A 22,131-nucleotide genomic window follows, 5' to 3' on the forward strand; every position below is an offset into this window, starting at 1 on the left:
GTGAACGAACTCGAAGAAGGCACCCGGCCGGCCCTGGACTTCGACAAGCTCGCCGGTGTCGCGGCGACCGGGGCGCGGGTCGTGCCCGTCGTCCTGCAAGACGCGGAGAGCGGCGACGTCCTGTTCATCGGCTACGCGAACGACCAGGCGCTCAAGGCCACGCTGGACGAGCGGATCGCCGTGCTGTGGTCGACGTCCCGCAACGAGCTGTGGCGCAAGGGCGCGACGTCGGGGGACGTGCTGCGGGTGGTCGACGTCCGCGTCAACTGCGAGCAGAACTCCCTGCTCTACCTGGTCGACCGCACGACGGGCGGGGCCTGCCACACCAAGGACGCGTCCGGCCAGGCCCGGCCGACGTGCTACTACCGTTCGGTCACCGACACCGAAACGCTCCGCCACCTCAGTTAGCGGCGGGGAATTCCTCGGTCAGCCAGGTGGAGAGGGTCGTGCGGGCGGCGCTGAGCTGCGCTTCGGTGGGCGGGGTGCCGGTCGCGGTGTTGACCACGAGAGCGAAGTGGACGGCGTTGTCCTGAGCGGTGATCCGCAGTTTCCTGGCCGTCGCGGAACCGGTCTCGGCGACGGCCGCGATCGGGCCGGACGCCGGGACGCCGTTGAGCGTCGCCAGGTCGCTCACAATGGCCGTGCCGGACGGGGCGAAGGAATTCGGCAGGTGCAGTTCGGTCGGTGCGCTCGTACCCGCTGAACGCCAGACGAGAACGCCGTACTGGCGGCCCTGGAGAAGGGCGGCGAGGGACGACGGGGCGGTCAGCCACGCCTTCTCCTGCCCGGTGCCGCCGTAACCGGAACGGGCCAGGTCCTCGAAGGCGAACGCCAGGGTGTCGCCGTTGACGGCGGACGGGTAGAGCCGGTCGAGGACGCGCCGGTCCAGCCGGAGCGCGACGGTTCCCGCGTCGTCGGTGGCCACGACGGAATGGTCCTCGTCGTTCCAGCCGTCGCCTTCGGTCTGCACCTTGTCGGGATTGCCGTTCATCAGCTCGTGGTGCCGGCCGCTGTAGATGTCCCAGTGCCATTGCATGGACGACAGCACCTGCCCGCCGGACGCGGGCGTGCTCCACCAGTTCTTGCCGGGAACGCCGTAGTCCATCGCCTGGTACATGGCGCGGACCATCCACGGGGTGCGGTTGTCGGACATCTTGTTGCCGAATTCCGAGACCAGGGGCGCGGTGCCGAGGTCGGCGGCGCGCTGCCGGATCTCGTTCATCGCGGCGTCGTAGGTGCCGTCGGACGCGGCCGTCGGGTCGAGCGTCATGCGCGCCCCGTCGTAGTAATGGGTGTTGAACACCGTCCGGGTGCCGAGCTGCCCGACGGTCGTCATCCCGCCCTGCTCGAAGAATCCGGTGTTCCAGAAGACGAGCGGCTCGGCGAACGCCGGTTTGGCCGTCCAGCCGGCCTCGTCCATGGCGGTGCGGACGCGCTGGTAGAACGGCATCAGGAGGTTCTTCTCCCAGTCCGTGCCGTTCTTGCCGTCGAGACCGCCGTCGAACGGCTCGTTGAACGCGTCGAGGCCGAGGATGTTGTCGAACGCAGGCTGGGGGAGTTTCTGCTTGAGGTAGGCCATGGTCGCCTTGGCCTGCGCGATGTAGGCGTCCTGGACGCCGATCTGGCCGGCCGGGGTGGTGAGCACGCGGTTGCGCCAGAAGTCGTAGGCGGCCTTGCGCACGGCGGTGTTCGTCTGCATGTTCTGGCCCCACAGGATGCAGATCCCGCACGACTCCTTCGGGTAGCCGCCCGCGTCGATCACCCATTTCGGAGCGCCGTCCCCGGTGTACCAACTGCCGGAGTTGAACAGGTGCGACGAGTACAGATCCTGGTGGTAGTCCAGCAGGATGCGGATCCCCCGGTCGGTGAACGCCCTGATCTGCGCGACGGCCCGGTCGAGATAGGCGTGGTCGATCCGGTCCGGGGCCGGCTGGACGCCCTCCCAGCTGATCAGGAAGCGAACGGCGTTGGCGCCGGTCAGGTCGCGCATCGCCTGCGCCGACTTCGCGGCGTCGGCGGTGCTGCGGAAGGGCAGGAGGCCGTTCTCGTAAAGCTTCGTGCTGCCCGAGACATTGAAGCCGCGCAGTGTGACCTCGCGTCCCGCAGCATCCCGCAGCACCCAATTCCGCTGCTGCGGGGAGACGACGACGTCCGCGTGCGCGGGGGTCGCGGTGATTGCCACCGTGCCCGCGGCGGCGACCATCGCGGCGGCCAGGACGATCCGGAGGGGACGGGCGGACGAAGCGCGCATCGCTGCCATGGCGGGGCCTTTCCGAGGGCTCTTGATCAGCAGTGTGCAAGAACCCTCTTGCATGCGCAAGAACTATCTTGCAGACGTGCCCTCCACCACGCGCGACCGCGTTCTCGACGCCGCCCTGGAGCTGATCCAGGAGCACGGATTCGGCGGCACCACGGTCACCGACATCGAGGAACTGGCCGGGCTCTCCCCCGGCAGCGGCAGCTTCTACCGGCATTTCCGCTCGAAGGAGGAGGTGTTCCGCGCCGTCCTGGAGCGGGAACTGGACCGGGCCCGGCGGCACCGCGAGGAGTTCGAGCGTGGCCCCGTCGACGACGATCCGCGCGCCGCGCTGGCCCGCCGGCTCGTCCAGCAGCTCGACTACCTGGCGCGGGTCCGGCCGCTGATCAACCTGCTGGCGCGGGAGCACGGCCGGTTCCCCGAGGTGACGCGCCGGATCCGCAGCGTCCTGGTCGACCGGGGCATCGCCGAGGAGGCCGAGCACCTGACCCGCGACATGCCGGACGGGGACGGCCACGCCGACCCGCACGCCCTGCTCGCGGTCGTGGTGTCCGCGCTGACCGGGTACGAGCTGTCCCGCGGCTTCTTCGGCCGCCCGCCGGCGGACGTCGCCCCCGAGCGGTTCGCCGCCGCCCTCGCCGCCCTCATCACCGACCCTCCGGGCGGCGACGCGCCGTCATGAGATGGGCCGGATGCGGTCACGGACTGGAGCCGTCCCCGCTCGGCTGCGACTTTTGATCGCAGTGGGCCCCGCGCTCCGCCGGGGCAGGCCGCGCTGACGAGTCGGGGGTCCGGGTATGCGGCGACTGATCGCGGCCTGGACGGCGGCGGTGGCGACGGCGTGCGCCGCGCTCGGCGGCTGCGGCGACGGCGAGGCGGCGACCATCCTCGGCAAGGGCACGCTGGTGGCGGGCGTCCGGCCGGACCTGCCCGGCATCGGGTTCAGGCGCCCCGACGGGACGTTCGAGGGCCTGGACGTGGACGTGTCCCGCTACCTCGCCCGGCGGCTGGGGAAGCGGGTCCGCTTCGCCCCGGCGCTGGCGCGCGACCGCGAGCGCCTGCTCCGCGAGGGCAATGTCGACATGGTCCTGACGTTCTGGCTGGAGCCCGAGTGGAAGCAGCGCCTCGCGTTCGCCGGGCCGTACCTGCTGTCGTACCAGGACATCCTCGTCCGGGACACCGAGAAGGCCGTGCGCGGCGTGCGCGACCTCCAGGGGCGCAAGATCTGCGCCGTTACCGGGTCGGGCGCCGCCGAGGCCGTCACCGTGGAGCGGCAGGTGCCGGCGGTGCCGGTCGCGGCGCGGTCCTACGCCGACTGCATGACCATGCTGCGGGACGGCCGGATCGACGCGATCACCACGAACGACACGATCCTGGCCGGGCTGAAGACCCGGGAGGGCGCCGGGTTCCGGCTGCTGAACGCCAGGTTCGGCGAGCGGCGCACCGGTATCGCGATCCGCAAGGGCGATCCCGAGGGGTGCGAGGCCCTGAACCGGGCCATCACCCAGATGTACCAGGACGGGGCGATGGAGAAGTTCATGAGCAGATGGTTCGCCACGTCCGGCCTCGACCTGTCGGACCTGGAGGTCCCCCAGTTCGAGGGCTGCCTCTGACCGCCGCCGGCGCGGTCACTCGGGCCGGCCGCCGACGCCTTCCGGGGTACCGGCCATGGGGGCGCCCTTCTCGACGCTCTGGCTCTTGCCCTTGGTGGGCGTGGCGCTCGGCTTCTTGCCGTTGCTGCTGCCGGGGCCGCGCGGCGGCGGGCTGGTGCTGTGCGATTTCGGGCTCTGCGACGACCTGCCCGGCGAGGTCGGCCTGCCGTGCTCCCCGTTCGGCGCGGACGAGGAGGCTCCGGGCGTCGAGGACGACGGGGCGGCCGAGGACGACGGGGCGGCCGAGGACGACGCCTCCGACGAGGAGGGCGACGGGCTGGGCAGGGGCGACGGCGAGTACTGCGTCGCCGGGGTGCTGTCGTGGCCGCCGCTCTCCTGCTCCTGATGCGTCGGGGACGGCGCGGGCGCCGGTTCAATGCCGGGGAAGTGCCCCGTCGCGTAGGCGACGCCGCCCGTCAGCACCAGCAGCGCGCCGCCGACCAGCGCGATGACCTTGGCGGTCAGGAAGCGGCGCAGCGCCGCCAGCCGGGACGGCCGGGCCGCCGGCGGGGCGGACCGGAACGCGGCCGTGGCGGCGTCCTCGCCCGCGATCTCCGCCGGGCGGGCGGGGGCGGCGGCCGACGCGAGCAGAGCGTGCAGGGCGGCGTGCTCGCCGGCGTGCCCGCCGGCACTGTCGAGCAGGCGCTCGGCGGTGCGCTGGTCGAGCCGTCCGGCCTCGGTGTGGTCGCTCATGACACCCCTTCAGCGCCCGTACCGCCGCTTTTGTCACCCCGGACCAGCGGCCGCTCGGCGCCGGCGTCCGACAGCCGGTCGGCGAGGCGGCGCAGGCCGCGGTAGGCGGCGGTGCGGACGGCGCCCGAGCGCTTGCCGAGGACCTTGCCCGCGGACTTGGCGTCCAGGCCCACGACGACGCGCAGCAGCACCGCCTCGGCCTGGTCGCGGGGGAGTTCGGAGATCAGCCGGAGTGCCTCCTCGGTGGCGATGCCGTCCAGCGCGTCGAGTTCGGTGTCGCCGTCCGCGGCCATCGTGACCAGCTCCTCGACGGGCAGGTCGGAGCCGGGGCGGCGGGACTTGCGGCGCAGGTGGTCCAGCGCGCGGTGCCGGGTGATCGTCGCGGTCCAGCCGCGGAAGCCGTCGAGGTCGCCGCGGAAGGAGCGCAGGTCGCGGGCGATCTGCAGCCACGCCTCCGACGTCACGTCCTCGGCGTCCGCGCCGACGATCGCGCCGGCGAACCGGATCAGCCGGGGCTGGACATCGCGGTAGAGCATGCGGAAGGACTCCTCGTCGCCGTCCTGCGCCGCCCGCAGCGCACGACCGAGTTCCTCCTCGCCCATCGCGCCATTGTGCAGAAAATCTCCCGGTGGTGTGACACGTACCCGTGGGTCGGCGCTGAACGAATGACTCCCGCGCCGCCGGGACGTCCTCTCCCCGCCCCAGAGTGATGGACGAGAATGAACGGCAACAGCTCGCAGGATCGGGACGAACTCCTCGTAACGGGCATCCCGCCCGCCGCGGAACCGGTGCCCGGCCCGCTGACGGACCCCTCGGCCGACCCCGCCACCGAGACGAAACCGTTAACGGCCGCGGCGCCCGTTTTCGTCGACGCGTCCGGATGGCGGACGCGCCTCGGGCGGCGGCTGGGCCTGCTCACCGGCGCGCTGCTCATTGTCTTCTTGGGCGCGCTGGCCCTTGGCATGACGACGGGGACCGATGTGCCGTTGACGCCATGGAGCGAGCCGTCCCCGCACCCGCGCGTGCAGGTGAGCCATCCACCCGAGGCCAAGCCGACCGTGACCGACAGGCCCGAACCGCCCGCCGCCGTTAGGCCGACACCCACCAGGCGGGTCGCGGCTCCGGCTCCCCCTGCGACGCCCAAGCCGTCGTCTACGCCGGCGACGACTCCGGCCAGGGCCGCGTCCACGAGCCACCCGGGCAAGTCCACGGCGGAACCCCCGGCGTGGGGACGCAACAAGAAGAAGCCCTGACCGTGCGGCGCAGCGAACCGCGAGGCCACTGGATCCTGCTCCTGCTCGGCGGGCTGGCGCTCGCCGTGCTCCTTCTGCTGGACGGCTTCGCGAACGGCGCCGTGGGCGAGGCGCCCAGGGACGAGCCCGCGCACCCCGCCCCGGCCCCGTCCCGGGCGCTCACCGGCGGGCCCGTGCTGAACCTCGCGGACGCCACGCCCCGCAGCCGCCGCATGCCGCCGAAGACGATCGCGCTGACGTTCGACGACGGCCCCGACCCCGAGTGGACGCCGCGGATCCTGGACGTCCTGCGCCGCCACAACGCCCGCGCGACGTTCTTCACGGTCGGCGCGCGCGTCGCCGAGAACCCGGCGCTGACCCGCCGGATCCTCCGCGAGGGCCACGAGATCGGCTCGCACACCTACACGCACGCCGACCTCGCCACCGCGCCCGCGTGGCGCGGGCGCCTGGAACTGGACCTCACGCAGCGGGCGCTGGCGGGCGCGGCCGGCGTCCACACCCGGCTGATGCGGATGCCGTACTCGTCCCGCCCGGACGGCCTGACGGCGCCGGAGTGGCGGGCCGCCGAGCGGGCGGGCGCGGACGGGTACATCGTCGTCCTCACCGACCGCGACACCGAGGACTGGGCGCGGCCCGGCACCGACGCCATCGTCCGGACGGCGCTGGCGGCGGAGCGGCGCGGCGAGGGCGCGGTGGTGATGCTGCACGACTCGGGCGGCGACCGGGCCGAGACCGTCGCGGCCGTCGAGCGGATCCTGGACCGGCTCCAGCCGCAGGGGTACCGCTTCACGACGGTCACCGGGGCGCTCGGCATGCCTGCGGCGGAGGTCGCCGTCCCGGCCCGCGAGAAGGCCGTCGGCTGGACGCTGGTCGGCGCACAGCGCGCCGCGTCGGCGCTCACCGGAACGATGGGCGCCCTGTTCGCCGTCGCCGGGCTCCTCTACGTGCTGCGGCTGTTGCTGCTGCTGGTGTTCGCGCACGTCCACATGCGCCGCGTCCGCCGGCCGGGCCCGCCGGCCATGCCGGACATCGGGGAGCCGGGGGAGCTGCCGCCCGACCCGTTCCCGCCCGTGTCGGTGGTCGTCCCCGCCTACAACGAGGAGGCGGGCATCGCGGCGACGGTCGCGTCCCTCCTGGACACCGACTATCCGGGCAGCGTCGAGGTGATCGTGGTGGACGACGGCTCCGCCGACCGCACCGCCGCGATCGTCGAGGACCTCGGCCTGCCGGGCGTCCACCTGATCCGCAAGCCGAACGGCGGCAAGCCGAGCGCGCTCAACGCCGGCCTGTTCGTGGCCCGGGCCGACGTCATGGTGCTCGTGGACGGCGACACCGTCTTCCAGCGCGACACCCTCCGGCACCTCGTCGCGCCGTTCACGGACCCGAGGGTGGGCGCGGTCAGCGGCAACACCAAGGTCGCCAACCGGGGCGGCATCCTCGGACGCTGGCAGCACATCGAGTACGTCATCGGCTTCAACCTCGACCGGCGCATGTTCGACGTCCTGCAGTGCATGCCGACGGTCCCCGGCGCGATCGGCGCCTTCCGCAGGAAGGTCCTGGCCGAGGTGGAGTGCGTGCCAGACGACACCCTGGCCGAGGACACCGACCTCACCATGGCCATATGCCGCACTGGCGCGCGCGTGGTCTACGAGGAGAAGGCCATCGCCTGGACGGAGGCCCCGTCGTCCCTCCGGCAGCTGTGGAGGCAGCGCTACCGCTGGTGCTACGGGACGATGCAGGCGATGTGGAAGCACCGCCGCTCCCTCATAGAGCGCGGTGACTCGGGACGCTTCGGACGCCGCTGCCTCCCCTACCTGACGGTGTTCCAGGTGCTCCTTCCGCTGTTCGCGCCCGCCGTGGACCTGTTCGCCCTGTTCGGCCTGGTCTTCCTCGACCCGACCCTGCCCGTCCTCACCTGGACGGCGTTCGTCGCCGCGCAGGCCGCCGCCGGTGCCTACGCCCTATGGCTGGACGGCGAGTCCGTGCGTCCGCTGTGGGCGCTGCCGCTCCAGCAGTTCGTCTACCGGCAGCTGATGTACCTGGTGGTCGTCCAGTCCGTGGTCACCGCGCTCCTGGGGGCGCGCCTGGGCTGGCACACGATCCGGCGTACCGGGACCTTCGCGGAAGGCCGGGAACAATCCTGGGGGCCCGTCGGTTACACATGATGGCCGATGTGCCTGGTGTCCCCGGGCCTCACCTATTGCCTTCACGGAATACCGTTCGGCTGGAGCCGTGTTGTGCCTTTCGCCGAGAGGCGACCCGCACATCGGCCGCACGACCAGGGCCCCGCCGGGTCTCACGATCCGGCGGGGTCTGGTCATGTCCGGGCCCATACACAGGCCACGCCGGCCATGTCCAGGTCAGGGCGGGTCTGGGGCAGACTGGCGGCCATGAGTCTCGCCGCACATCTGGAAGAACTCGGCCGTCCCCTCGTGGAGGAGCAGCTCAAGCACCCCACCGTGGCGGGCATCGCCCAAGGGAACCTTGACGAGGCCGTATTCCGCTCCTGGCTCGAACAGGACTACCTCTACCTGCACGACTACGTGCGCGTCTTCTCGCGCCTCGCCTGGCAGGCCCCGGACCCCCATCTGGGCGACCTTGTAGACCTCGCCTACTCGACCTTCCACGACGAGATGGAGCTGCACCGCACTCTCTCCGCCGAGTTCAACGCCGACCTGGATGGCGCCAAGAAGGGCCCCGCCTGCGTCGCCTACACTTCGTTCCTCCTGGAGAGCGCCGCCGTCTATGACGAGGGCCTGGCCGCCCTGTACCCCTGCATGTGGGGCTACTCCACGCTCGGGCAGAGGCTCGCCGAGAACCCGCCGTCAGAGCCGCGCTACCGCCGCTGGGTCGACACCTACGCCGACCCAGGCTTCGCCGAGCTGACCGCCCGCATCGCGCAGATGATCGATGAGTCCGGGGCGGACACCGAGACGGCCGAGCGCTTCTTCCTGGAGGGCATGCGCCACGAACTCGCCTTCTGGGACGTCCCTCTGTAGGCGCCCTCCAGGTCCGCTCTAGACGTCAGCGGCGGCGAGGGCCGGGTAGTCGACGTAGCCCTCGCCGCCCCCGCCGTAGACCAGCCCTGGGATGTGCCGGTTGAGCGGCGCGTCCGCGGCGAAGCGGGCCGGCAGGTCCGGGTTGGCGATGAACAGCCGCCCGAAGGAGAACAGGTCGGCCAGCCCCACCGCCACGACCTCCTCACCGGCCCGCTGCGTCGTCGGCTCCGGCCCGTTGAAGTTCCCGATCAGGGTGCCCGACCAGCGCGGGCGCAGGTCGGCCAGCGCCCCGTAGGCGCCCCGCTCGATGACGTGCAGGTAGGCGAGGCCGAGCGGGTCGAGGGCGTCGACGAGCGCCCGGTAGGTGCCCTGCGGGTCCTCCTCGGCGATCTCGTTCTCCGGGTTGTGCGGCGAGACGCGCAGCCCGACCCGTCCGGGCCCCACCTCGGCGGCCACGGCCTCCACCACGTCCAGCGCGAACCGCAGGCGCCCGTTGCGGGACCCGCCGAAGCGGTCGGCGCGCCGGTTGGTGTTCTCGGCGAGGAACTGCTGGATCAGGTAGCCGTTCGCGCCGTGCACCTCCACGCCGTCGAACCCCGCGCGGATCGCGTTGCGGGCCGCCGCCGCGAAGTCGGCGACCGCCGCCTCCGCCTCGGCGGTGGTCATGGCGCGCGGCGTGACGTGCCCGACGTCGCCGTCGGCGGTGTAGATCGGCTCGCCCTGGATCCGGACGGCCGAGGGCGCGACCGGTGTCGCCCCGTCCGGCAGGGTGAGCGGGTGCGTCATCCGTCCCACATGCCAGAGCTGGGCGAAGATCGTCCCGCCGGCCGCGTGGACGGCCGCGGTGACCTCGCGCCACCCCGCGACCTGCGCGTCCGTGACCAGGCCGGGGATGCCGGGCCCGCCCTTGCCGAGGACGTGCGGCCACAGCCCCTCGGTGACGATCAGCCCGGCCGACGCGCGCTGCGCGTAGTAGGTGCCGGTCAGCGGGTGCGGGACGCCGGTGGCGTCGTCCGCGCGCCCGCGCGTCATCGGCGCCATGACGATCCGGTTGGGAAGCGCGAGGTGCGGGCCTTCGTAGGGGGTCAGCAGCGTGCCGGTCATCGTGTTCACCTCTCGACCGCGACGGCTTCGACTTCGATCCGCCAGTCGGGCTGGGCCAGGGAGCTCACTTCCAGGAGCGTGTCGGCGGGGTAGGGCTCGCTGAGGAACTCCTCGCGGAGCCGGATCACGTCGTCGAGGTCGGCCGCCATGTCCCGGACGAAGATGCCGATCTTCACGACGTCGGTCAGGTCGGCGCCCGCCGCCGCCAGCACCCGCTGGACGTTGCGGAACGCCTGGCGCCCCTGGTCGAGGAAGCCGCCGGGCACCGTCCGGCCCTGCTCGTCGATGCCGGCCTGCCCGGAGACGTAGATGAACCCGCCGGCCCGGATCGCCTGCGAGATCCGGTACGGCTCGTACCAGTCGGGGGTGGTGGCGACGCGCTCGATCATGACGGACTCCCATTTGCATGTACATGCATGCCTTGTATGTGCATGCAGATATTCGCACTGCATGTAAGCTGGTGTCAACCAGGAAGCGGGTGCGGGATGAGCGTGGACGAGAAGGCGCCGGTCACGGCGGACGGTCTGCTCTGGGACGGCGTCGTGACCCTGCACGGGCGCGTCGAGCACCGGCTCTCCAAGGCGCTGCAGAGCCGCCATGGCATCGGCCTGTCGGAGTACCGGGCGCTGTGCCGGCTGTCCCGCGCCGCCGACGGCGAGCTGCGCATGCAGGAGCTGGCCGACCTCATCGGCCTCAACCAGAGCTCCGTCAGCCGGCTGGTCGCCCGGCTGGAGACCGCCGGGCTCACCCGCCGCGACATGTGCCCCAAGGACCGCCGCGGCGTCTACACCGTCATCACCGACGAGGGGCGCACCGTCCAGGCGAACGCCGCCCCCACCTACGCCGAGACCCTCACCGCGGCCCTCGACGACGCCGCCGACGATCCTTCCCTCGCGCCGCTGCTGGCCGTCCTGCGCCCCTGACCTCCGAGAACGCCGAAGCGCGCGACCCCTGTGGACAGGGGCCGCGCGCTTCGCGGTTCCGGTTCCGGCTCAGCCGGCCGCCGACGGGGCGTCGCCGCCGGTCAGCGGCTTGAACCGCCGCAGGCGCAGGCTGTTGCTGACCACGAAGACCGAGGAGAACGCCATCGCGCCACCGGCGATCATCGGGGTGAGCAGGCCGGTCGCCGCGAGCGGCAGCGCCGCCACGTTGTAGGCGAACGCCCAGAACAGGTTCCCCTTGATCGTGCCGAGCGTGCGGCGCGACAGCCGGATCGCGTCGGCCGCGGCCCGCAGGTCGCCCCGGACCAGGGTCAGGTCGGACGCCTCGATCGCCACGTCCGTCCCGGTGCCCATCGCGAGCCCCAGGTCGGCCTGGGCGAGCGCGGCGGCGTCGTTGACCCCGTCGCCGACCATCGCCACGGTCCGGCCCTCGGACTGCAGGCGCTTGACGACGTCCACCTTGTCCTGCGGCAGGACCTCGGCGATGACCTCCTCGATCCCGACGGCGTCCGCGACCGTGCGGGCCACGGTCTCGTTGTCGCCGGTCAGCAGGACCGGGCGCAGCCCGAGCGCCGTGAGCTGCTCGATCGCCTCCCGCGAGGTCGGCTTCACCTGGTCGGCGACCGTGATCACCGCGCGGGCCGCGCCGTCCCAGCCGACCGCGACGGCGGTGCGGCCGAGCGCCTGCGCCTCCGCCATGGCGCGCTCCAGCTCGGGCGTGAGGTGCTGCGACCACTCGGCGAGCAGCCGCGGGCGCCCCGCGAGGACGCCGTGGCCGTCCACCATCCCCTGGACGCCGAGGCCCTCGACGTTGGCGAAGTCCTCGACCGTGCCCAGCTCGCCGACCCGGTCGGCGGCGCCGCGCGCGATCGCCTGCGCGATCGGGTGCTCGGACGCGTTCTCCAGCGCCCCCGCCAGCCGGAGCACCTCGTCCTCGGACACCCCGTCGGCCGTGATGACGTCGACCAGGGCCATCTTCCCGGTGGTGACCGTGCCGGTCTTGTCCAGGACGACGGTGTCGATGGCGCGGGTGGACTCCAGCACCTCCGGGCCCTTGATCAGGATGCCGAGCTGCGCGCCGCGCCCCGTCCCGACCATGAGGGCGGTCGGGGTGGCGAGGCCGAGGGCGCAGGGGCAGGCGATGATCAGCACGGCGACCGCGGCGGTGAACGCGCCGGCGAGCGGCTCGCCGGTGCCGATCCAGAAGCCGAGCGTGCCGATCGCGAGCGCGATCACGATCGGGACGAAGATCCCGGAGATCCGGTCGGCGAGCCGCTGCACCTGCGCCTTGCCGGTCTGCGCCTCCTCCACGAGCCGCGCCATCTGCGCGAGCTGGGTGTCGGCGCCGACCCGCGTCGCGCGGACCAGCAGCCGGCCGCCGGCGTTCACCGTCGCGCCGACCACCGCGTCGCCCGGCCCGACCTCGACCGGGACCGACTCGCCGGTCAGCATGGACGCGTCCACGGCGGACGAGCCCTCCTCGACCGTCCCGTCCGTGGCGATCTTCTCGCCGGGGCGGACGACGAACACGTCCCCCGCCGCGAGGCTGTCGACCGGGATCCGCTCCTCGCGGCCGTCCCGGACGACCGAGACCTCCTTGGCGCCGAGCTCCAGCAGGGCGCGCAGGGCGGCACCGGCGCGGCGCTTGGACCGCGTCTCGAAGTAGCGCCCGGCCAGGATGAACATGGTCACGCCGGCCGCGGCCTCAAGGTAGATGTTCATCGACCCGTCGGAGCGGGTCATCGAGAACTCGAAGCCGTGCTTGATCCCGATCTCGCCGGCGGTGCCGAAGAACAGCGCCCACAGCGACCAGCCGAGCGCGGCGATCGTGCCGAGCGAGATCAGCGTGTCCATGGTCGCCGCGCCGTGCCGCAGGTTGATCGCGGCGGCGCGGTGGAACGGCCAGCCCGCGTACACCACGACGGGCGCGGCGAGCGTCAGTGACAGCCACTGCCACGCGTCGAACTGCAGCGCCGGGACCATCGCCATGGCGATGACCGGCACCGACAGCACGACCGAGGTGATCAGCCGCTGCCGCAGCGGGCGGAGCCCGTCGTCCGGCTCCGGCTCGTCCCCGCCGCCCGCGTCCGACCGGGGCGGGGCGGGAAGCTCGGCGCTGTAGCCGGCCTTCTCGACGGTGGCGATCAGCTCGTCCGGGGACACCCCGGGGGCGAACTCGACGCTGGCCTTCTCGGTGGCGTAGTTGACCGTCGCGGTCACGCCGTCCATCTTGTTGAGCTTCTTCTCGATGCGGTTGGCGCACGACGCGCACGTCATCCCGCCGATCGCCAGCTCGATACGCGCGGACTCGATGTCCGTGCTCATCGCTCCTCCTCTGCCTCGATCGAGTGGGACGTTCAGTGCGTGTGCGGCGTGTCGTCGTGCCCCTGCCCCGGCTTCTCCGTGGGCTTGTCCGTGGGCTGCTCGGCCGGGGCGGTGTGCCCGGCGTGCACGGTGAACTCGGCCGTGCGGACCTTGTCGCCGTGCTTGAAGTCCAGGTAGAGACGGTATGCGCCGGTGCTGGGCGCTTCGGCGAAGAACGTGATGCCGGGGCCCGGCTTGGTCTTCCCGTCGCCCGGCTCCCCGTCCGGGTGGACGTGGAGGTAGGCGAGGTCGCCCTGCCGCAGCGCGACCAGGTGGCCGTACGCCTCCAGGTACGGCTGCAGGTCGGTGACCGGCTTGCCGTCCTTGCTCACCGTCAGGGTGAGTTCGGTGGACTTGCCGGGTGTGAGACCGCCGGTGAGCGCGACCTCGTACCCGTCGACCTTCGCGACCTGCGCGGGCTTCGGCAGCGGCGCCGGCCGCAGGTCGCCCGGGGCGAAGATGTCGGCGCCCAGGGTGAGCTGCCGCGCCGCGCCGTCCGGCTGGATGTCGGTGAAGAACCGGTACACGCCGGGCTCGGGCAGCTCGATCGGGACGCTCCAGACCCCGCCCCCGATCTCGGTCGGGTGCAGGTGCTGGAAGCCGGACAGGTCGCGCTGCGCGACGATCAGGTGCAGCCGCTTGCCGTGCAGCGGCGTGAACCCGGTGACCGGCTTGCCGTCCGGCCCGTTGATGGTGAACCGGAAGTCGGTCTTCTCGCCGGGGGTGACGGTGGTCGTGCGCGGGGCCAGCGTGTAGCCGTCCTCGGAGACCTGGAGGCCGCCGGGGGCGTGCGACGCCGCGCCGCCGTCCCCGCCGTGCCCGCCGCCGTGGTCGCCGCCCTCATGGGACGCCATCTCGGCGGTGCCGCCGACGGGTCCGACCGCCTTGCCGACTCCGGCGGCGCCGCCGAAGACGACGGCGAGGCCCAGGGCGTACGCGCCGACCTTGGTCGCGCTGTTCATGCCGATCCACTCCACTCGCTGTTCGTCCGGGCGCGCCCCCGGGGCGGGGGGCGCGCGCCGGTCATGACTGCAGCTGGTATCCGGCCTCTTCGACGGCGCCCTTGACCTGGGCGTCGTCGAGCGGGGCCTCGCTGGTGACGGTGACCGCGCCGGTCTTGAGGTCGACGTCGACGGCGGTGACGCCGGCGATCTGCTCGACCTCCTCGGTGACCGAGCTCACGCAGTGGCCGCAGGTCATACCGGTGACGGTGTAGGTGGCGGTGCTCATCGGCATCTCCTTCGCTTTCCGGATATTTACCCCTGGGGGGTATCTTCCACGCCTCATGCTGCCATAACGCTGTACCCCCTCGCAACCGGTACCCCCTACGGGTTATTTCGAGATCCGGGTCACACGCGCTCCCCAGGGTTTTCCACAGGTGTCCACAGGCCTGTGGACGAACCCCCGGCCGGTTCGCCGATACTGGGGTCATGCCTGAGCTACCCGAGGTCGAGGCGCTGGCGGGGTTCCTGCGGGAACGCGCGGTCGGCCACGCCGTCGCCCGCGTCGATGTTCTCGCCATCTCCGCCCTGAAGACCTATGACCCGCCGGTGACGGCGCTGGGCGGGCTGACCGTCACCGGCGCGTCCCGGCACGGCAAGTTCCTCGACCTGGACGTCGACGGGCTGCACCTCGTCATCCACCTCGCCCGCGCCGGCTGGCTGCGCTGGCGGGACGAGATCCCCGCCAGGCCCGTCCGGCCGGGCGGCAAGAACCCGCTCGCCCTGCGCGTCCACCTGGACGACGGCTCGGGCTTCGACCTCACCGAGGCGGGCACGAAGAAGGGCCTCGCGGTCTACGTCGTCCGCGACCCGTCCGACGTGCCCGGCGTCGCGACGCTCGGCCCCGACCCCCTGGACGACGCCTTCACCACCGAGGCGCTCGCCGCGATCCTGAACGGCAAGCGCACCCAGATCAAGGGCCTGCTGCGCGACCAGAAGGTGATCGCCGGCATCGGCAACGCCTACTCCGACGAGGTCCTGCACGCGGCGAAGATGTCCCCCTTCAAGATCGCCGCCACGCTGACCGAGGAGGACGTGGCCGTCCTGCACGAGGCGATCGTCACCACGCTCCGGGACGCCGTCGAGCGCTCGCGCGGCCTGGAGGCCCAGGACCTCAAGGGCGAGAAGAAGACCGGCCTGCGCGTGCACGGCAAGGCCGGCCAGAAATGCCCGGTCTGCGGCGACACGATCCGCGAGGTGTCGTTCGCCGACTCGGCGCTCCAGTACTGCCCGACCTGCCAGACCGGCGGCAAGCCGCTGGCCGACCGCCGGATGTCGCGCCTGCTGAAGTGAACCGGCCCGGCTGAATCCGGCCGCCCGGCCGGGATACGGCGGCGAGGCGGCGTATCGTGTCGCGAGCAACCCCCCGCTGATCACCTCGGTCAGGAGCCGCCATGGGATACCCCCCACCCCCACCCTCGGGCCCCGGCGGCCCCGGTTACGGTCCACCGCACCCCGGCTACGGCGGCCCCCAGCACGGCGGCGCCCCGCCCGCCCAGCCGTACGTGCCAGCCCGTCCCACCCCCGGGTACGGGCCCCCGCCGCAGCAGCAGGTGCCCCAGCAGGCCGCCCCCGACCTCTACGCCTCGCCGATCCTCGTCTACGACCAGCCCGCGCAGTTCTTCTCCACCGAAGCGAACTACACGATCTGGAGCCCGCAGGGGCAGCCCTCCGCCTACGTGCGCGAAGAGGGCGTGAGCGGCGCGAAGAAGGCGTTCCGCGTCCTCAACCAGGCGAGCCAGACCAAGGCCGAGCGGAAGCTGACCATCTACCGCCCCGACGGGATGCCGTACTTCCTCTTCTACAAGCCGTACGGATTCATGGGCACGCCCCAGATGCAGGTGCTCACTCCACAGGGCGGTCTCATCGGATACCTGCGCAAGCGGGCGCTGCGTGGCTGGGAGATCCTGACCGCGCACGAGCAGCAGATCGGCTACTACGAACTGCTCAGCGGCCGCGTCACCGACTGGCAGCAGCAGGAGATCGCCCGCATCCAGCGCGGCTTCGACGGCTACGGCGAGTTCCTGTCGCAGATGTTCACCGGCGCCGACCGCTACGTCCTGCAGATGTACGCGCAGCAGGCGGAGCCGATGCGCACCCTCATCCTGGCCTGCCCCCTCGCCTTCGACACCGCCGTCTCCCAGAACCGCAGCATCGGCGGCTGGATCTAGCCGCATCGGCTGGCGGCGCCGCCCAGGCCCCCGGCGCCGCCACCCGATGCACCTCATCTCCGTGGGAGTGAGCGGAGCCTCCCAAGCGCCCGCCCTCGAGTCGGATGAACGGATGCTGTGGGGGCCGTGCCCAACCGGGCCTCGATCTCGACAACCGTGCCGCCGAGGTCATGGCATGGCCGCAACGGGTCGCCGTCGGACGCGATGAACCACGGCACGCCACCCGTTCCGGCCTTGACGTTCACGCACACCTCGACCCTGGGCGCGAGAACGAGCAGTACCGGCGGGACGCTGTCATACTGCCCCCGCGTAGACCAGCCCGCCGCAGCGAGCGCTTGGCCCAAGGCGCCGAGGTGGTCGGCTGCGTTCACATGTCCCGCCATGTCACCGCACCGGTCGTCCCGTCCCGCCACGCCTCACCGACGTGACCGAGTTCGACGTACTTCGCGAACCCGACCGGCGACAGCCCGACACGCCGCACTACCCCGCGCGTACCGCCTTCCGCCTCGCGAAGCGCGTTGTGGACGTCCCTGATCGCCTTGACGCGGTCGTCGGTGACGCCACCTCGTCCACCATCGCCAGACGGGACGTCCCACGCGTACAACTCCACTGGACCGCCCAGGTAGAAACCCATCACCGGACGTACCCGCCGCGCGCGACCCGACTCGACACGCCCATGGTGGACGGGACGTCCGCCCGCCCGGCCTGCGGTATGACCGCAGACCCCGCTGGACGGACGGCGAGCCCCGCACGGATCTCGTCGGCGAGTTGCCGAGGACTGTCGGCTTCCAGAAGCCGATCGCCCAGCATGGCCCACCAGTGCCCGGTGCGCCTGCCGAACCACGCGATCACACCGGGGAACAGCCTCTCCAACTCCCGCCTGACCTGTTCGGTGCGCACGTCGGTCCGTCCCGAGCGGGCGGCTTCCGCTACGTTGCACATGGATCGGGGCTCCTTCCGATCAAGGCCCCGGCCGGTGCTGCTATCACCGCGTCCGGGGCCGCCTTGTCTCTGAGTGTGGCGCTCGGTGTCCGTCCCTGGACTGCTGAGACTCTTGCTACGGCCACTTGTGTGCGCCATCCCGAAAAGATTCTGGTGATGCTCTGAGCTGTCCGTCAATGCACTGTGCATGATCTTTTTGACTTTCTGTTGTATAGACTGTGCACAGAGCAACGCATTTCCGGCACACTAGGGGCCATGGCACCGGTACCCCACAGCCTCACCGCACGCGGCCGCCGACTGGCCCGCGAACTCAAAGCCCACCGCGAGCGCGCCGGGATGACACTCGACCAGGCTGCGGCGGCCCTGGGCTGGAACCGGTTCAAGCTCGGCCGTATCGAGGCCGGCAAGACCAAGGCCACGGCGGCGGACGTGGAGCGCATCCTCGACCTCTACGGCACCGAAGACTTCGTCCACGCCGCACTCATCCAACTGGCACGCGACGCGGGCCGACGCGGCTGGTGGACCGCCTACTCCGGCGTGTTCACCGGCGGATACGTCAGCCTCGAAGACGAAGCATCAGAGATCCGCACCTACCACGTCCAACTCGTCCCCGGGCTCCTCCAGACCGAGGACTACGCACGGGCCATCATCTCCGCCGGCATCCCCGACGACCCAGACGAGGTCAACAAACGGCTCCACGCCCGCATGGCACGCAAGACACTGCTCAGCCGCCCGGATGCACCCACTCTCAGAACCGTCCTCGCCGAATCAGCGCTCCGGCAACTCATCGGCGGCCCGCAGGTGATGCGCGACCAACTCACCGAACTCAACCGTGCCGCCCAGCGCTCCAACATCGACGTCCGCGCTCTTCCCTACACGGTCGGTGCCCACGCCGGAGCCGAAGGCTCCTTCGTCATACTTGGCTACGCCGACCCGCTGGATCCCGACATCGGCTACTCCGAAGGCATCTACGGCAACGTCTACATCGAAGGTGCCGACCATGTCGCCCGCTGCAACGCCGCGTTCGACGCCATCTGGGGCGCTGCGCTTGGCGAGGAGCAGAGCGCGGCCCTTATCGCCGCAATAGCCGCAGACCTGTAGATAACCTGACCCCATGCATCCCTCCGCAGACTCGCCCACCGCGGTCTGGCGGAAGAGTTCCAAGAGCACTGCGACAGGCAACGAGTGCGTCGAACTCACCGCCATGACCGGGCTCATCGCCGTCCGTGACTCCGCCGATCCTGACGGACCCAAGCTGGCGTTCACATCATCCGCCTGGCGGGAGTTCATGACCCGTGTGAAGAGCGGCCAGAGGCTCGATCAGACCAGGTGACGTGCGTCCCAGACGCGCGGAAGCCGGGCGCGTACCGCCATCGCGTCATCAAGATCGAGCCGCTCTTCCCCGAGACGGATTCCCGGCTCGGCCACATGCCGGATCTCGGCGGGATGCTCGACTCCCTTGGCCGCAGAAGCCGCCCAGCCCACAACCCCATCGAGTTGCTCGGCCACGGCCCAGGCAGTTGCCAGTAGCTCACCCGCGAGGTCCGCAAGGTTGTCCGGATCATCGACGACGGCCTTGAACGCCGCACGACCGCGAGTGATCAGCCACGCCCGGAAATCGGCGAACGAGTCGTCGATCGTCCAACTCAGTAGCACGCAGGCTGCGTCCCACACCAGCCAACGCCGCGCCCGCTCGCCGACCGCCTGCCAACGATCGAAGAAAGCGGCCGCCTCATCGGCGGGAAGCATCGACAGGCTTCGCTCCAGGGAGTTGACCAACGCTGCGAGGTCGCCGCCGCTGTCGGCGCGGCACTCCTCGATCACCGCCCAGAACTTGTCCTCGTCCATGCACGCACGGTACCTCTCAGTGACGAGGCCCAATGGTCGGGCACACGGTGGCCGCAAAACGGCCGGCCGGTACGGCAGTGTCCAGGGACTACGATCCAGGGCAGTGGTCGGGGCCTGGTCCTGACGTTCACAGACGAGGCAGTTCCCTTGCCAAGCGGTCGACGTAGGCGGGAGCCGTGAGGCGGATTGTCTCTTCTGGAACATCGCCGGTGTGCGCGTCGACGGCCATGTTGACGCCAGGTGTGGCGGCACCGCCGAAGTACTGGCGGAGAAGTGTGAATCCCTCGGAAGCGATCACCCCTACCCGAGGGTCCCGGACGAGGGCAGTAAAGGTCTCGGCTACTTCCCGGACGGGAACAGTGGCCATGATCCGGTAGACATCGCCTGCGTCCTTGTTGGTGAGGCGGTCCGGATGGGTGTGGGCCTGGGCGTGACGTTCAGCGATCTTGTAAGCCTTGGCGACCAGGAGAGCCGCGGGGCCGGCCACGTTGGCCGTCACGCTGCGCTCGTCGGCCGGGTCGAGACTGCGGATGACCACTGGGGAGCGGTTGACGGCGCAGACCTCCAGGCCGGGCACCCACCGTGCAGTCATTTTTCCGTGTGGAGGGATCTTGGCGCTTCTGCTTCCGATCTTGTCTGCTAGTTCCTTGCCTACAAGGATGTCCAGTTCGATCGGGACGTCCTTGCCGTCTACCCGCTCGGTGCGCGCCCAGAGACCTGGCTGGTCGTCCTGTAGCAGGGTGAATCCCGCCGTCCGCAGAGCTTCGTCGACGAGCGGTTGATCATCCAGTACGGCGGGGTCGAGGCTTAGATCGGCATCGGAGGTGAAGGGAGCGTTCTGCAAAGAGGCGTCGGGTGTACGCAAGTAGACGGCTTGGGCCCCGACGACGGTGAACGCTGCAAGGTGCGGACGAAGGGCGATGAGGCCGTCGAGCAGGACTCGCCGCGATGCGATAACCAACTGGTTCCGGTCGAGGCCCTCAGGGACCTTGGCCATGTCCGACTCCTCCGCTTCTCTGAACCGGCCATATCCTTGCTGGTCGGCCGATGTCGTCGGCGTTCGAGCCTAGAGCCGGAGACCTTGATCAAGATGGCAGTCGGTCCAACTGCCACAGAGAGGTGTTTTCCGCCATGTAGGCGAGGACGGCTTCGCCCTCTGCGGGCATCCGGCCGGGACCGGAGAGACAATCCACGGCAAGCTGGCTCAAAGCAACCCTGCGGACGCCGTTGTAGTCCGCGGTCCGCGCGAAGACCACCGGGTCGTGAGCTCGTAGGAGAAGCACATCGCCTCCCTTGTCGACCCGCAACAGGGAGAGTTCGTCTCCGATCTCGTCGGGTAGGCGCGGTGGACCAGCGGGGTGATAGAGCATCAACTGTCCGCCTACAGCCAGCGGCGCCACCGTCCGTGCGGCATATGGCCCTGTTAGGGTGATATGCCGCCTGTGCTGCTCAGGAAGCGCGCGCAGTGCCTCGAACACCGCCTCGATGCCGTTCGGAGCGACCATCCTTACGTAGGAGTTATGTCGTAGAAGGTGGTAATTCTCGGCGCGGATGCGGAGAAGTTGCGACCAATCCACAGACGTGATGGTTCGGCCCTCGCGGCGGATCAGCAGCTGGTCCGCCATGGTGTCGAGAAGCCGTGAGACATAAGGCAGGCTGAGTCCGGCGGTACCGGCGAGCTCTGCGGCGCGGTAGGGCGGGGCGACATCAGCGAGTAGCCGGACAAGTCGGCCAGCCTTGATCCCGGCCAGAGTCACCTTGCCGCTCTTGGCGGTCCTGTGCGGAGAGCGGCTCGCGCCTTGCGTGAAGATGGCGATGGCCGGTCGCGTGATACGCAGCGCCGCGTTGCCGGTCAGGTCGATGTACCCGATGCCGTACTCGCGTAGGAGCGCCTGGACGCGCGGTGAGATCCAGGGGGCGATCACCACAAGGTTCGTGTAGTGGTTCACTTGCCGCAGCAGGCTCCACTTGGGCAGCAACTGCTCCTCTACCATGCGGGCCGAAACGCTCGTCTTCACATCGATCATCAACTGCGTCAGGACGCTGTCGCCGTCCGCCTTCACTTCGACCAAGGCGTCCAGGGGCCGGTCCCCCCGGGCCTCCTGCGTGTGCGGCTGGACGGTGACCTGCCAGCCGGAGCCGAGAAGGTCGCGCAAGACTGTCAGCCCCTGCTCAAGGAGCGAGTCCGGAGTCAAGTCGTTGTCGAGGCTCACCTTGCCATCCTGACACGTGGGATCCAACACATCCAAGCAAACTTGCCTGAAGGGCCAACTTTCTTCAATCACGCAAGTTGCCGATTCAGGCAAGTTTGCCTTGGCCCAGACTTGCCTGATGTGAGCAACTTGAGGTTCTGTGCAAGTCACGAGTCAGGCCCCGGCGGGTGCCGGGGCCTGACGTGTGGCGGATGCCGGAGAACCTAGCCGGAACGGGGAGGGCTGGTTCAGCGGACCTTGGGGACGTTGCCGAAGACGGGGGCCACTTGCGTCCAGCGGTGGAGCTGGCAGCCGTCCTGGCGGGTGAACTTGGTGTCGATGTTCTCGTCCTGCCAGCTGCCCTTGACCGTGGCGATCTCAGGGCCGCCGTAGATCTTGGTGCACATCTGGTCCTTCGGGACGGGCTTGAAGGGTTCCTTGGCCTTGGTCAGGGCCGCGCACGCGTCGGCGGCCTTCGGATGGGTACCGCCTGGAGGATCGCAGGTCAGCGTCCAGGTCTTGGCGGGGGCCTCCGCGGAGGCCTTGACGGTGATGGTGAGCGTGTCCGCCGGGGTGCCGGAAGGCTGCACGGACGTGGCGCCCGAAGGCTCCGCGGCGGGATTTCCGTTGGCCTGTTCGTCACCGCAGGCGGCCAGGGTCAGGAGCATGGCCACGCCCGGCGCGGCGAACAGGAGCGTCCGATACCGCATGCGT

The 22,131-nt window shown here is 70.7% G+C and carries 25 protein-coding genes; 11 read left to right on the forward strand and 14 right to left on the reverse strand.

Annotated elements, in window-relative coordinates; all coding sequences use genetic code 11:
* Positions 1-408 carry a phosphoribosyl-AMP cyclohydrolase gene (locus HUT06_RS00690; RefSeq protein WP_176193897.1) on the forward strand — a complete coding sequence of 136 codons (408 nt, stop codon included), beginning with the start codon at positions 1-3 and terminating at the stop codon, positions 406-408.
* Here the strand turns inward: HUT06_RS00690 and HUT06_RS00695 are convergent.
* Entirely contained in the window at positions 401-2,251 is a 1,851-nt protein-coding gene (locus tag HUT06_RS00695) for a cellulase family glycosylhydrolase (RefSeq protein WP_254714901.1), read from the reverse strand. The two genes, HUT06_RS00690 and HUT06_RS00695, sit on opposite strands and share 8 nt — an antisense overlap.
* A gap of 85 nt (positions 2,252-2,336) precedes the next feature.
* On the opposite strand from HUT06_RS00695, the gene HUT06_RS00700 reads away from it, so the two are divergent.
* On the forward strand, positions 2,337-2,939 hold the full coding sequence (locus HUT06_RS00700) for a TetR/AcrR family transcriptional regulator (protein ID WP_176193898.1): 603 nt from the start codon (positions 2,337-2,339) through the stop codon (positions 2,937-2,939).
* Between the two features lie 115 nt (positions 2,940-3,054).
* Positions 3,055-3,870, forward strand: a complete 816-nt coding sequence (locus HUT06_RS00705; RefSeq protein ID WP_176193899.1) for a transporter substrate-binding domain-containing protein — start codon at positions 3,055-3,057, stop codon at positions 3,868-3,870.
* A gap of 15 nt (positions 3,871-3,885) precedes the next feature.
* On the opposite strand, the gene HUT06_RS00710 is transcribed toward HUT06_RS00705, so the two are convergent.
* Both HUT06_RS00710 and HUT06_RS00715 read right to left on the reverse strand, forming a co-directional pair.
* Entirely contained in the window at positions 3,886-4,602 is a 717-nt protein-coding gene (locus tag HUT06_RS00710) for a hypothetical protein (protein ID WP_176193900.1), read from the reverse strand.
* On the reverse strand, positions 4,599-5,204 hold the full coding sequence (locus tag HUT06_RS00715; RefSeq protein WP_176193901.1) for an RNA polymerase sigma factor: 606 nt from the start codon (positions 5,202-5,204) through the stop codon (positions 4,599-4,601). Before HUT06_RS00715 ends, HUT06_RS00710 begins: the two co-directional genes overlap by 4 nt.
* Positions 5,205-5,321: 117 nt before the next feature.
* On the opposite strand from HUT06_RS00715, the gene HUT06_RS00720 reads away from it, so the two are divergent.
* From HUT06_RS00720 to HUT06_RS00730, 3 genes are all read left to right on the forward strand, one after another.
* Entirely contained in the window at positions 5,322-5,855 is a 534-nt protein-coding gene (locus tag HUT06_RS00720; protein ID WP_176193902.1) for a hypothetical protein, read from the forward strand.
* A 2-nt stretch (positions 5,856-5,857) separates the two neighbouring features.
* A complete protein-coding gene (locus tag HUT06_RS00725) occupies positions 5,858-8,020 on the forward strand; it encodes a bifunctional polysaccharide deacetylase/glycosyltransferase family 2 protein (protein ID WP_254714902.1) in 2,163 nt (720 codons plus the stop codon).
* A gap of 225 nt (positions 8,021-8,245) precedes the next feature.
* A complete protein-coding gene (locus HUT06_RS00730; protein WP_176193903.1) occupies positions 8,246-8,854 on the forward strand; it encodes a TenA family protein in 609 nt (202 codons plus the stop codon).
* A gap of 18 nt (positions 8,855-8,872) precedes the next feature.
* On the opposite strand, the gene HUT06_RS00735 is transcribed toward HUT06_RS00730, so the two are convergent.
* Both HUT06_RS00735 and HUT06_RS00740 read right to left on the reverse strand, forming a co-directional pair.
* A complete protein-coding gene (locus HUT06_RS00735) occupies positions 8,873-9,958 on the reverse strand; it encodes an alkene reductase (RefSeq protein ID WP_176193904.1) in 1,086 nt (361 codons plus the stop codon).
* Positions 9,959-9,963: 5 nt separating this feature from the next.
* Entirely contained in the window at positions 9,964-10,347 is a 384-nt protein-coding gene (locus HUT06_RS00740; protein WP_138637382.1) for a RidA family protein, read from the reverse strand.
* Positions 10,348-10,443: 96 nt separating this feature from the next.
* On the opposite strand from HUT06_RS00740, the gene HUT06_RS00745 reads away from it, so the two are divergent.
* Positions 10,444-10,881: a MarR family winged helix-turn-helix transcriptional regulator gene (locus HUT06_RS00745; protein WP_176193905.1), complete on the forward strand. Its 438-nt coding sequence runs from the start codon at positions 10,444-10,446 to the stop codon at positions 10,879-10,881.
* Between the two features lie 69 nt (positions 10,882-10,950).
* Here HUT06_RS00745 and HUT06_RS00750 read toward each other — a convergent pair whose 3' ends face one another.
* From HUT06_RS00750 to HUT06_RS00760, 3 genes are all read right to left on the reverse strand, one after another.
* Entirely contained in the window at positions 10,951-13,224 is a 2,274-nt protein-coding gene (locus HUT06_RS00750) for a cation-translocating P-type ATPase (protein WP_176193906.1), read from the reverse strand.
* Between the two features lie 32 nt (positions 13,225-13,256).
* On the reverse strand, positions 13,257-14,225 hold the full coding sequence (locus HUT06_RS00755) for a hypothetical protein (RefSeq protein WP_176193907.1): 969 nt from the start codon (positions 14,223-14,225) through the stop codon (positions 13,257-13,259).
* Positions 14,226-14,286: 61 nt separating this feature from the next.
* Positions 14,287-14,493 (reverse strand): heavy-metal-associated domain-containing protein, encoded by a 207-nt coding sequence (locus HUT06_RS00760; protein WP_176193908.1) that lies wholly within the window; start codon positions 14,491-14,493, stop codon positions 14,287-14,289.
* A gap of 200 nt (positions 14,494-14,693) precedes the next feature.
* Here HUT06_RS00760 and HUT06_RS00765 point away from each other — a divergent pair, with 200 nt between their 5' ends.
* Together HUT06_RS00765 and HUT06_RS00770 are read left to right on the forward strand one after the other, a co-directional pair.
* On the forward strand, positions 14,694-15,557 hold the full coding sequence (locus HUT06_RS00765; protein ID WP_176193909.1) for an Fpg/Nei family DNA glycosylase: 864 nt from the start codon (positions 14,694-14,696) through the stop codon (positions 15,555-15,557).
* 101 nt (positions 15,558-15,658) lie between these two features.
* A complete protein-coding gene (locus HUT06_RS00770) occupies positions 15,659-16,435 on the forward strand; it encodes a hypothetical protein (RefSeq protein WP_176193910.1) in 777 nt (258 codons plus the stop codon).
* Positions 16,436-16,802: 367 nt separating this feature from the next.
* Here HUT06_RS00770 and HUT06_RS00775 read toward each other — a convergent pair whose 3' ends face one another.
* The gene (locus tag HUT06_RS00775; RefSeq protein WP_176193911.1) at positions 16,803-17,069 is read right to left on the reverse strand and encodes a hypothetical protein; all 267 of its coding nucleotides are present in this window, start codon (positions 17,067-17,069) and stop codon (positions 16,803-16,805) included.
* Entirely contained in the window at positions 17,069-17,377 is a 309-nt protein-coding gene (locus tag HUT06_RS00780; RefSeq protein ID WP_176193912.1) for a hypothetical protein, read from the reverse strand. The genes HUT06_RS00775 and HUT06_RS00780 overlap by 1 nt, the downstream gene beginning before the upstream one ends.
* Before the next feature lie 255 nt (positions 17,378-17,632).
* On the opposite strand from HUT06_RS00780, the gene HUT06_RS00785 reads away from it, so the two are divergent.
* Both HUT06_RS00785 and HUT06_RS00790 read left to right on the forward strand, forming a co-directional pair.
* The gene (locus HUT06_RS00785; protein WP_176193913.1) at positions 17,633-18,478 is read left to right on the forward strand and encodes a helix-turn-helix transcriptional regulator; all 846 of its coding nucleotides are present in this window, start codon (positions 17,633-17,635) and stop codon (positions 18,476-18,478) included.
* A gap of 13 nt (positions 18,479-18,491) precedes the next feature.
* Positions 18,492-18,710, forward strand: coding sequence for a DUF397 domain-containing protein (locus tag HUT06_RS00790; RefSeq protein ID WP_176193914.1), 219 nt, complete (start codon positions 18,492-18,494; stop codon positions 18,708-18,710).
* On the opposite strand, the gene HUT06_RS00795 is transcribed toward HUT06_RS00790, so the two are convergent.
* The 4 genes from HUT06_RS00795 to HUT06_RS00810 form a co-directional block, all read right to left on the reverse strand.
* Positions 18,698-19,225 (reverse strand): DUF4240 domain-containing protein, encoded by a 528-nt coding sequence (locus HUT06_RS00795; RefSeq protein ID WP_176193915.1) that lies wholly within the window; start codon positions 19,223-19,225, stop codon positions 18,698-18,700. The two genes, HUT06_RS00790 and HUT06_RS00795, sit on opposite strands and share 13 nt — an antisense overlap.
* A gap of 127 nt (positions 19,226-19,352) precedes the next feature.
* A complete protein-coding gene (locus HUT06_RS00800; RefSeq protein WP_176193916.1) occupies positions 19,353-20,222 on the reverse strand; it encodes a hypothetical protein in 870 nt (289 codons plus the stop codon).
* 88 nt (positions 20,223-20,310) lie between these two features.
* Entirely contained in the window at positions 20,311-21,438 is a 1,128-nt protein-coding gene (locus HUT06_RS00805) for a hypothetical protein (RefSeq protein WP_176193917.1), read from the reverse strand.
* Positions 21,439-21,665: 227 nt separating this feature from the next.
* Positions 21,666-22,127 (reverse strand): SSI family serine proteinase inhibitor, encoded by a 462-nt coding sequence (locus HUT06_RS00810; RefSeq protein ID WP_176193918.1) that lies wholly within the window; start codon positions 22,125-22,127, stop codon positions 21,666-21,668.
* Between the last annotated feature and the right edge of the window lie 4 nt (positions 22,128-22,131).

Origin of the sequence: Actinomadura sp. NAK00032 (assembly GCF_013364275.1) — a bacterium.
GTDB lineage: Bacteria > Actinomycetota > Actinomycetes > Streptosporangiales > Streptosporangiaceae > Spirillospora.

Excerpts from the sequence above, each read along its gene's own strand:
- HUT06_RS00695 (WP_254714901.1), bottom strand. The coding sequence starts at position 2,251 with ATGCGCGCTTCGTCCGCCCGTCCCCTCCGGATCGTCCTGGCCGCCGCG.
- HUT06_RS00705 (WP_176193899.1), top strand. The coding sequence starts at position 3,055 with ATGCGGCGACTGATCGCGGCCTGGACGGCGGCGGTGGCGACGGCGTGC.
- HUT06_RS00710 (WP_176193900.1), bottom strand. The coding sequence starts at position 4,602 with ATGAGCGACCACACCGAGGCCGGACGGCTCGACCAGCGCACCGCCGAG.
- HUT06_RS00715 (WP_176193901.1), bottom strand. The coding sequence starts at position 5,204 with ATGGGCGAGGAGGAACTCGGTCGTGCGCTGCGGGCGGCGCAGGACGGC.
- HUT06_RS00720 (WP_176193902.1), top strand. The coding sequence starts at position 5,322 with ATGAACGGCAACAGCTCGCAGGATCGGGACGAACTCCTCGTAACGGGC.
- HUT06_RS00730 (WP_176193903.1), top strand. The coding sequence starts at position 8,246 with ATGAGTCTCGCCGCACATCTGGAAGAACTCGGCCGTCCCCTCGTGGAG.
- HUT06_RS00735 (WP_176193904.1), bottom strand. The coding sequence starts at position 9,958 with ATGACCGGCACGCTGCTGACCCCCTACGAAGGCCCGCACCTCGCGCTT.
- HUT06_RS00740 (WP_138637382.1), bottom strand. The coding sequence starts at position 10,347 with ATGATCGAGCGCGTCGCCACCACCCCCGACTGGTACGAGCCGTACCGG.
- HUT06_RS00745 (WP_176193905.1), top strand. The coding sequence starts at position 10,444 with ATGAGCGTGGACGAGAAGGCGCCGGTCACGGCGGACGGTCTGCTCTGG.
- HUT06_RS00750 (WP_176193906.1), bottom strand. The coding sequence starts at position 13,224 with ATGAGCACGGACATCGAGTCCGCGCGTATCGAGCTGGCGATCGGCGGG.
- HUT06_RS00755 (WP_176193907.1), bottom strand. The coding sequence starts at position 14,225 with ATGAACAGCGCGACCAAGGTCGGCGCGTACGCCCTGGGCCTCGCCGTC.
- HUT06_RS00760 (WP_176193908.1), bottom strand. The coding sequence starts at position 14,493 with ATGAGCACCGCCACCTACACCGTCACCGGTATGACCTGCGGCCACTGC.
- HUT06_RS00765 (WP_176193909.1), top strand. The coding sequence starts at position 14,694 with ATGCCTGAGCTACCCGAGGTCGAGGCGCTGGCGGGGTTCCTGCGGGAA.
- HUT06_RS00770 (WP_176193910.1), top strand. The coding sequence starts at position 15,659 with ATGGGATACCCCCCACCCCCACCCTCGGGCCCCGGCGGCCCCGGTTAC.
- HUT06_RS00775 (WP_176193911.1), bottom strand. The coding sequence starts at position 17,069 with ATGGGTTTCTACCTGGGCGGTCCAGTGGAGTTGTACGCGTGGGACGTC.
- HUT06_RS00780 (WP_176193912.1), bottom strand. The coding sequence starts at position 17,377 with ATGTGCAACGTAGCGGAAGCCGCCCGCTCGGGACGGACCGACGTGCGC.
- HUT06_RS00785 (WP_176193913.1), top strand. The coding sequence starts at position 17,633 with ATGGCACCGGTACCCCACAGCCTCACCGCACGCGGCCGCCGACTGGCC.
- HUT06_RS00790 (WP_176193914.1), top strand. The coding sequence starts at position 18,492 with ATGCATCCCTCCGCAGACTCGCCCACCGCGGTCTGGCGGAAGAGTTCC.
- HUT06_RS00795 (WP_176193915.1), bottom strand. The coding sequence starts at position 19,225 with ATGGACGAGGACAAGTTCTGGGCGGTGATCGAGGAGTGCCGCGCCGAC.
- HUT06_RS00800 (WP_176193916.1), bottom strand. The coding sequence starts at position 20,222 with ATGGCCAAGGTCCCTGAGGGCCTCGACCGGAACCAGTTGGTTATCGCA.
- HUT06_RS00810 (WP_176193918.1), bottom strand. The coding sequence starts at position 22,127 with ATGCGGTATCGGACGCTCCTGTTCGCCGCGCCGGGCGTGGCCATGCTC.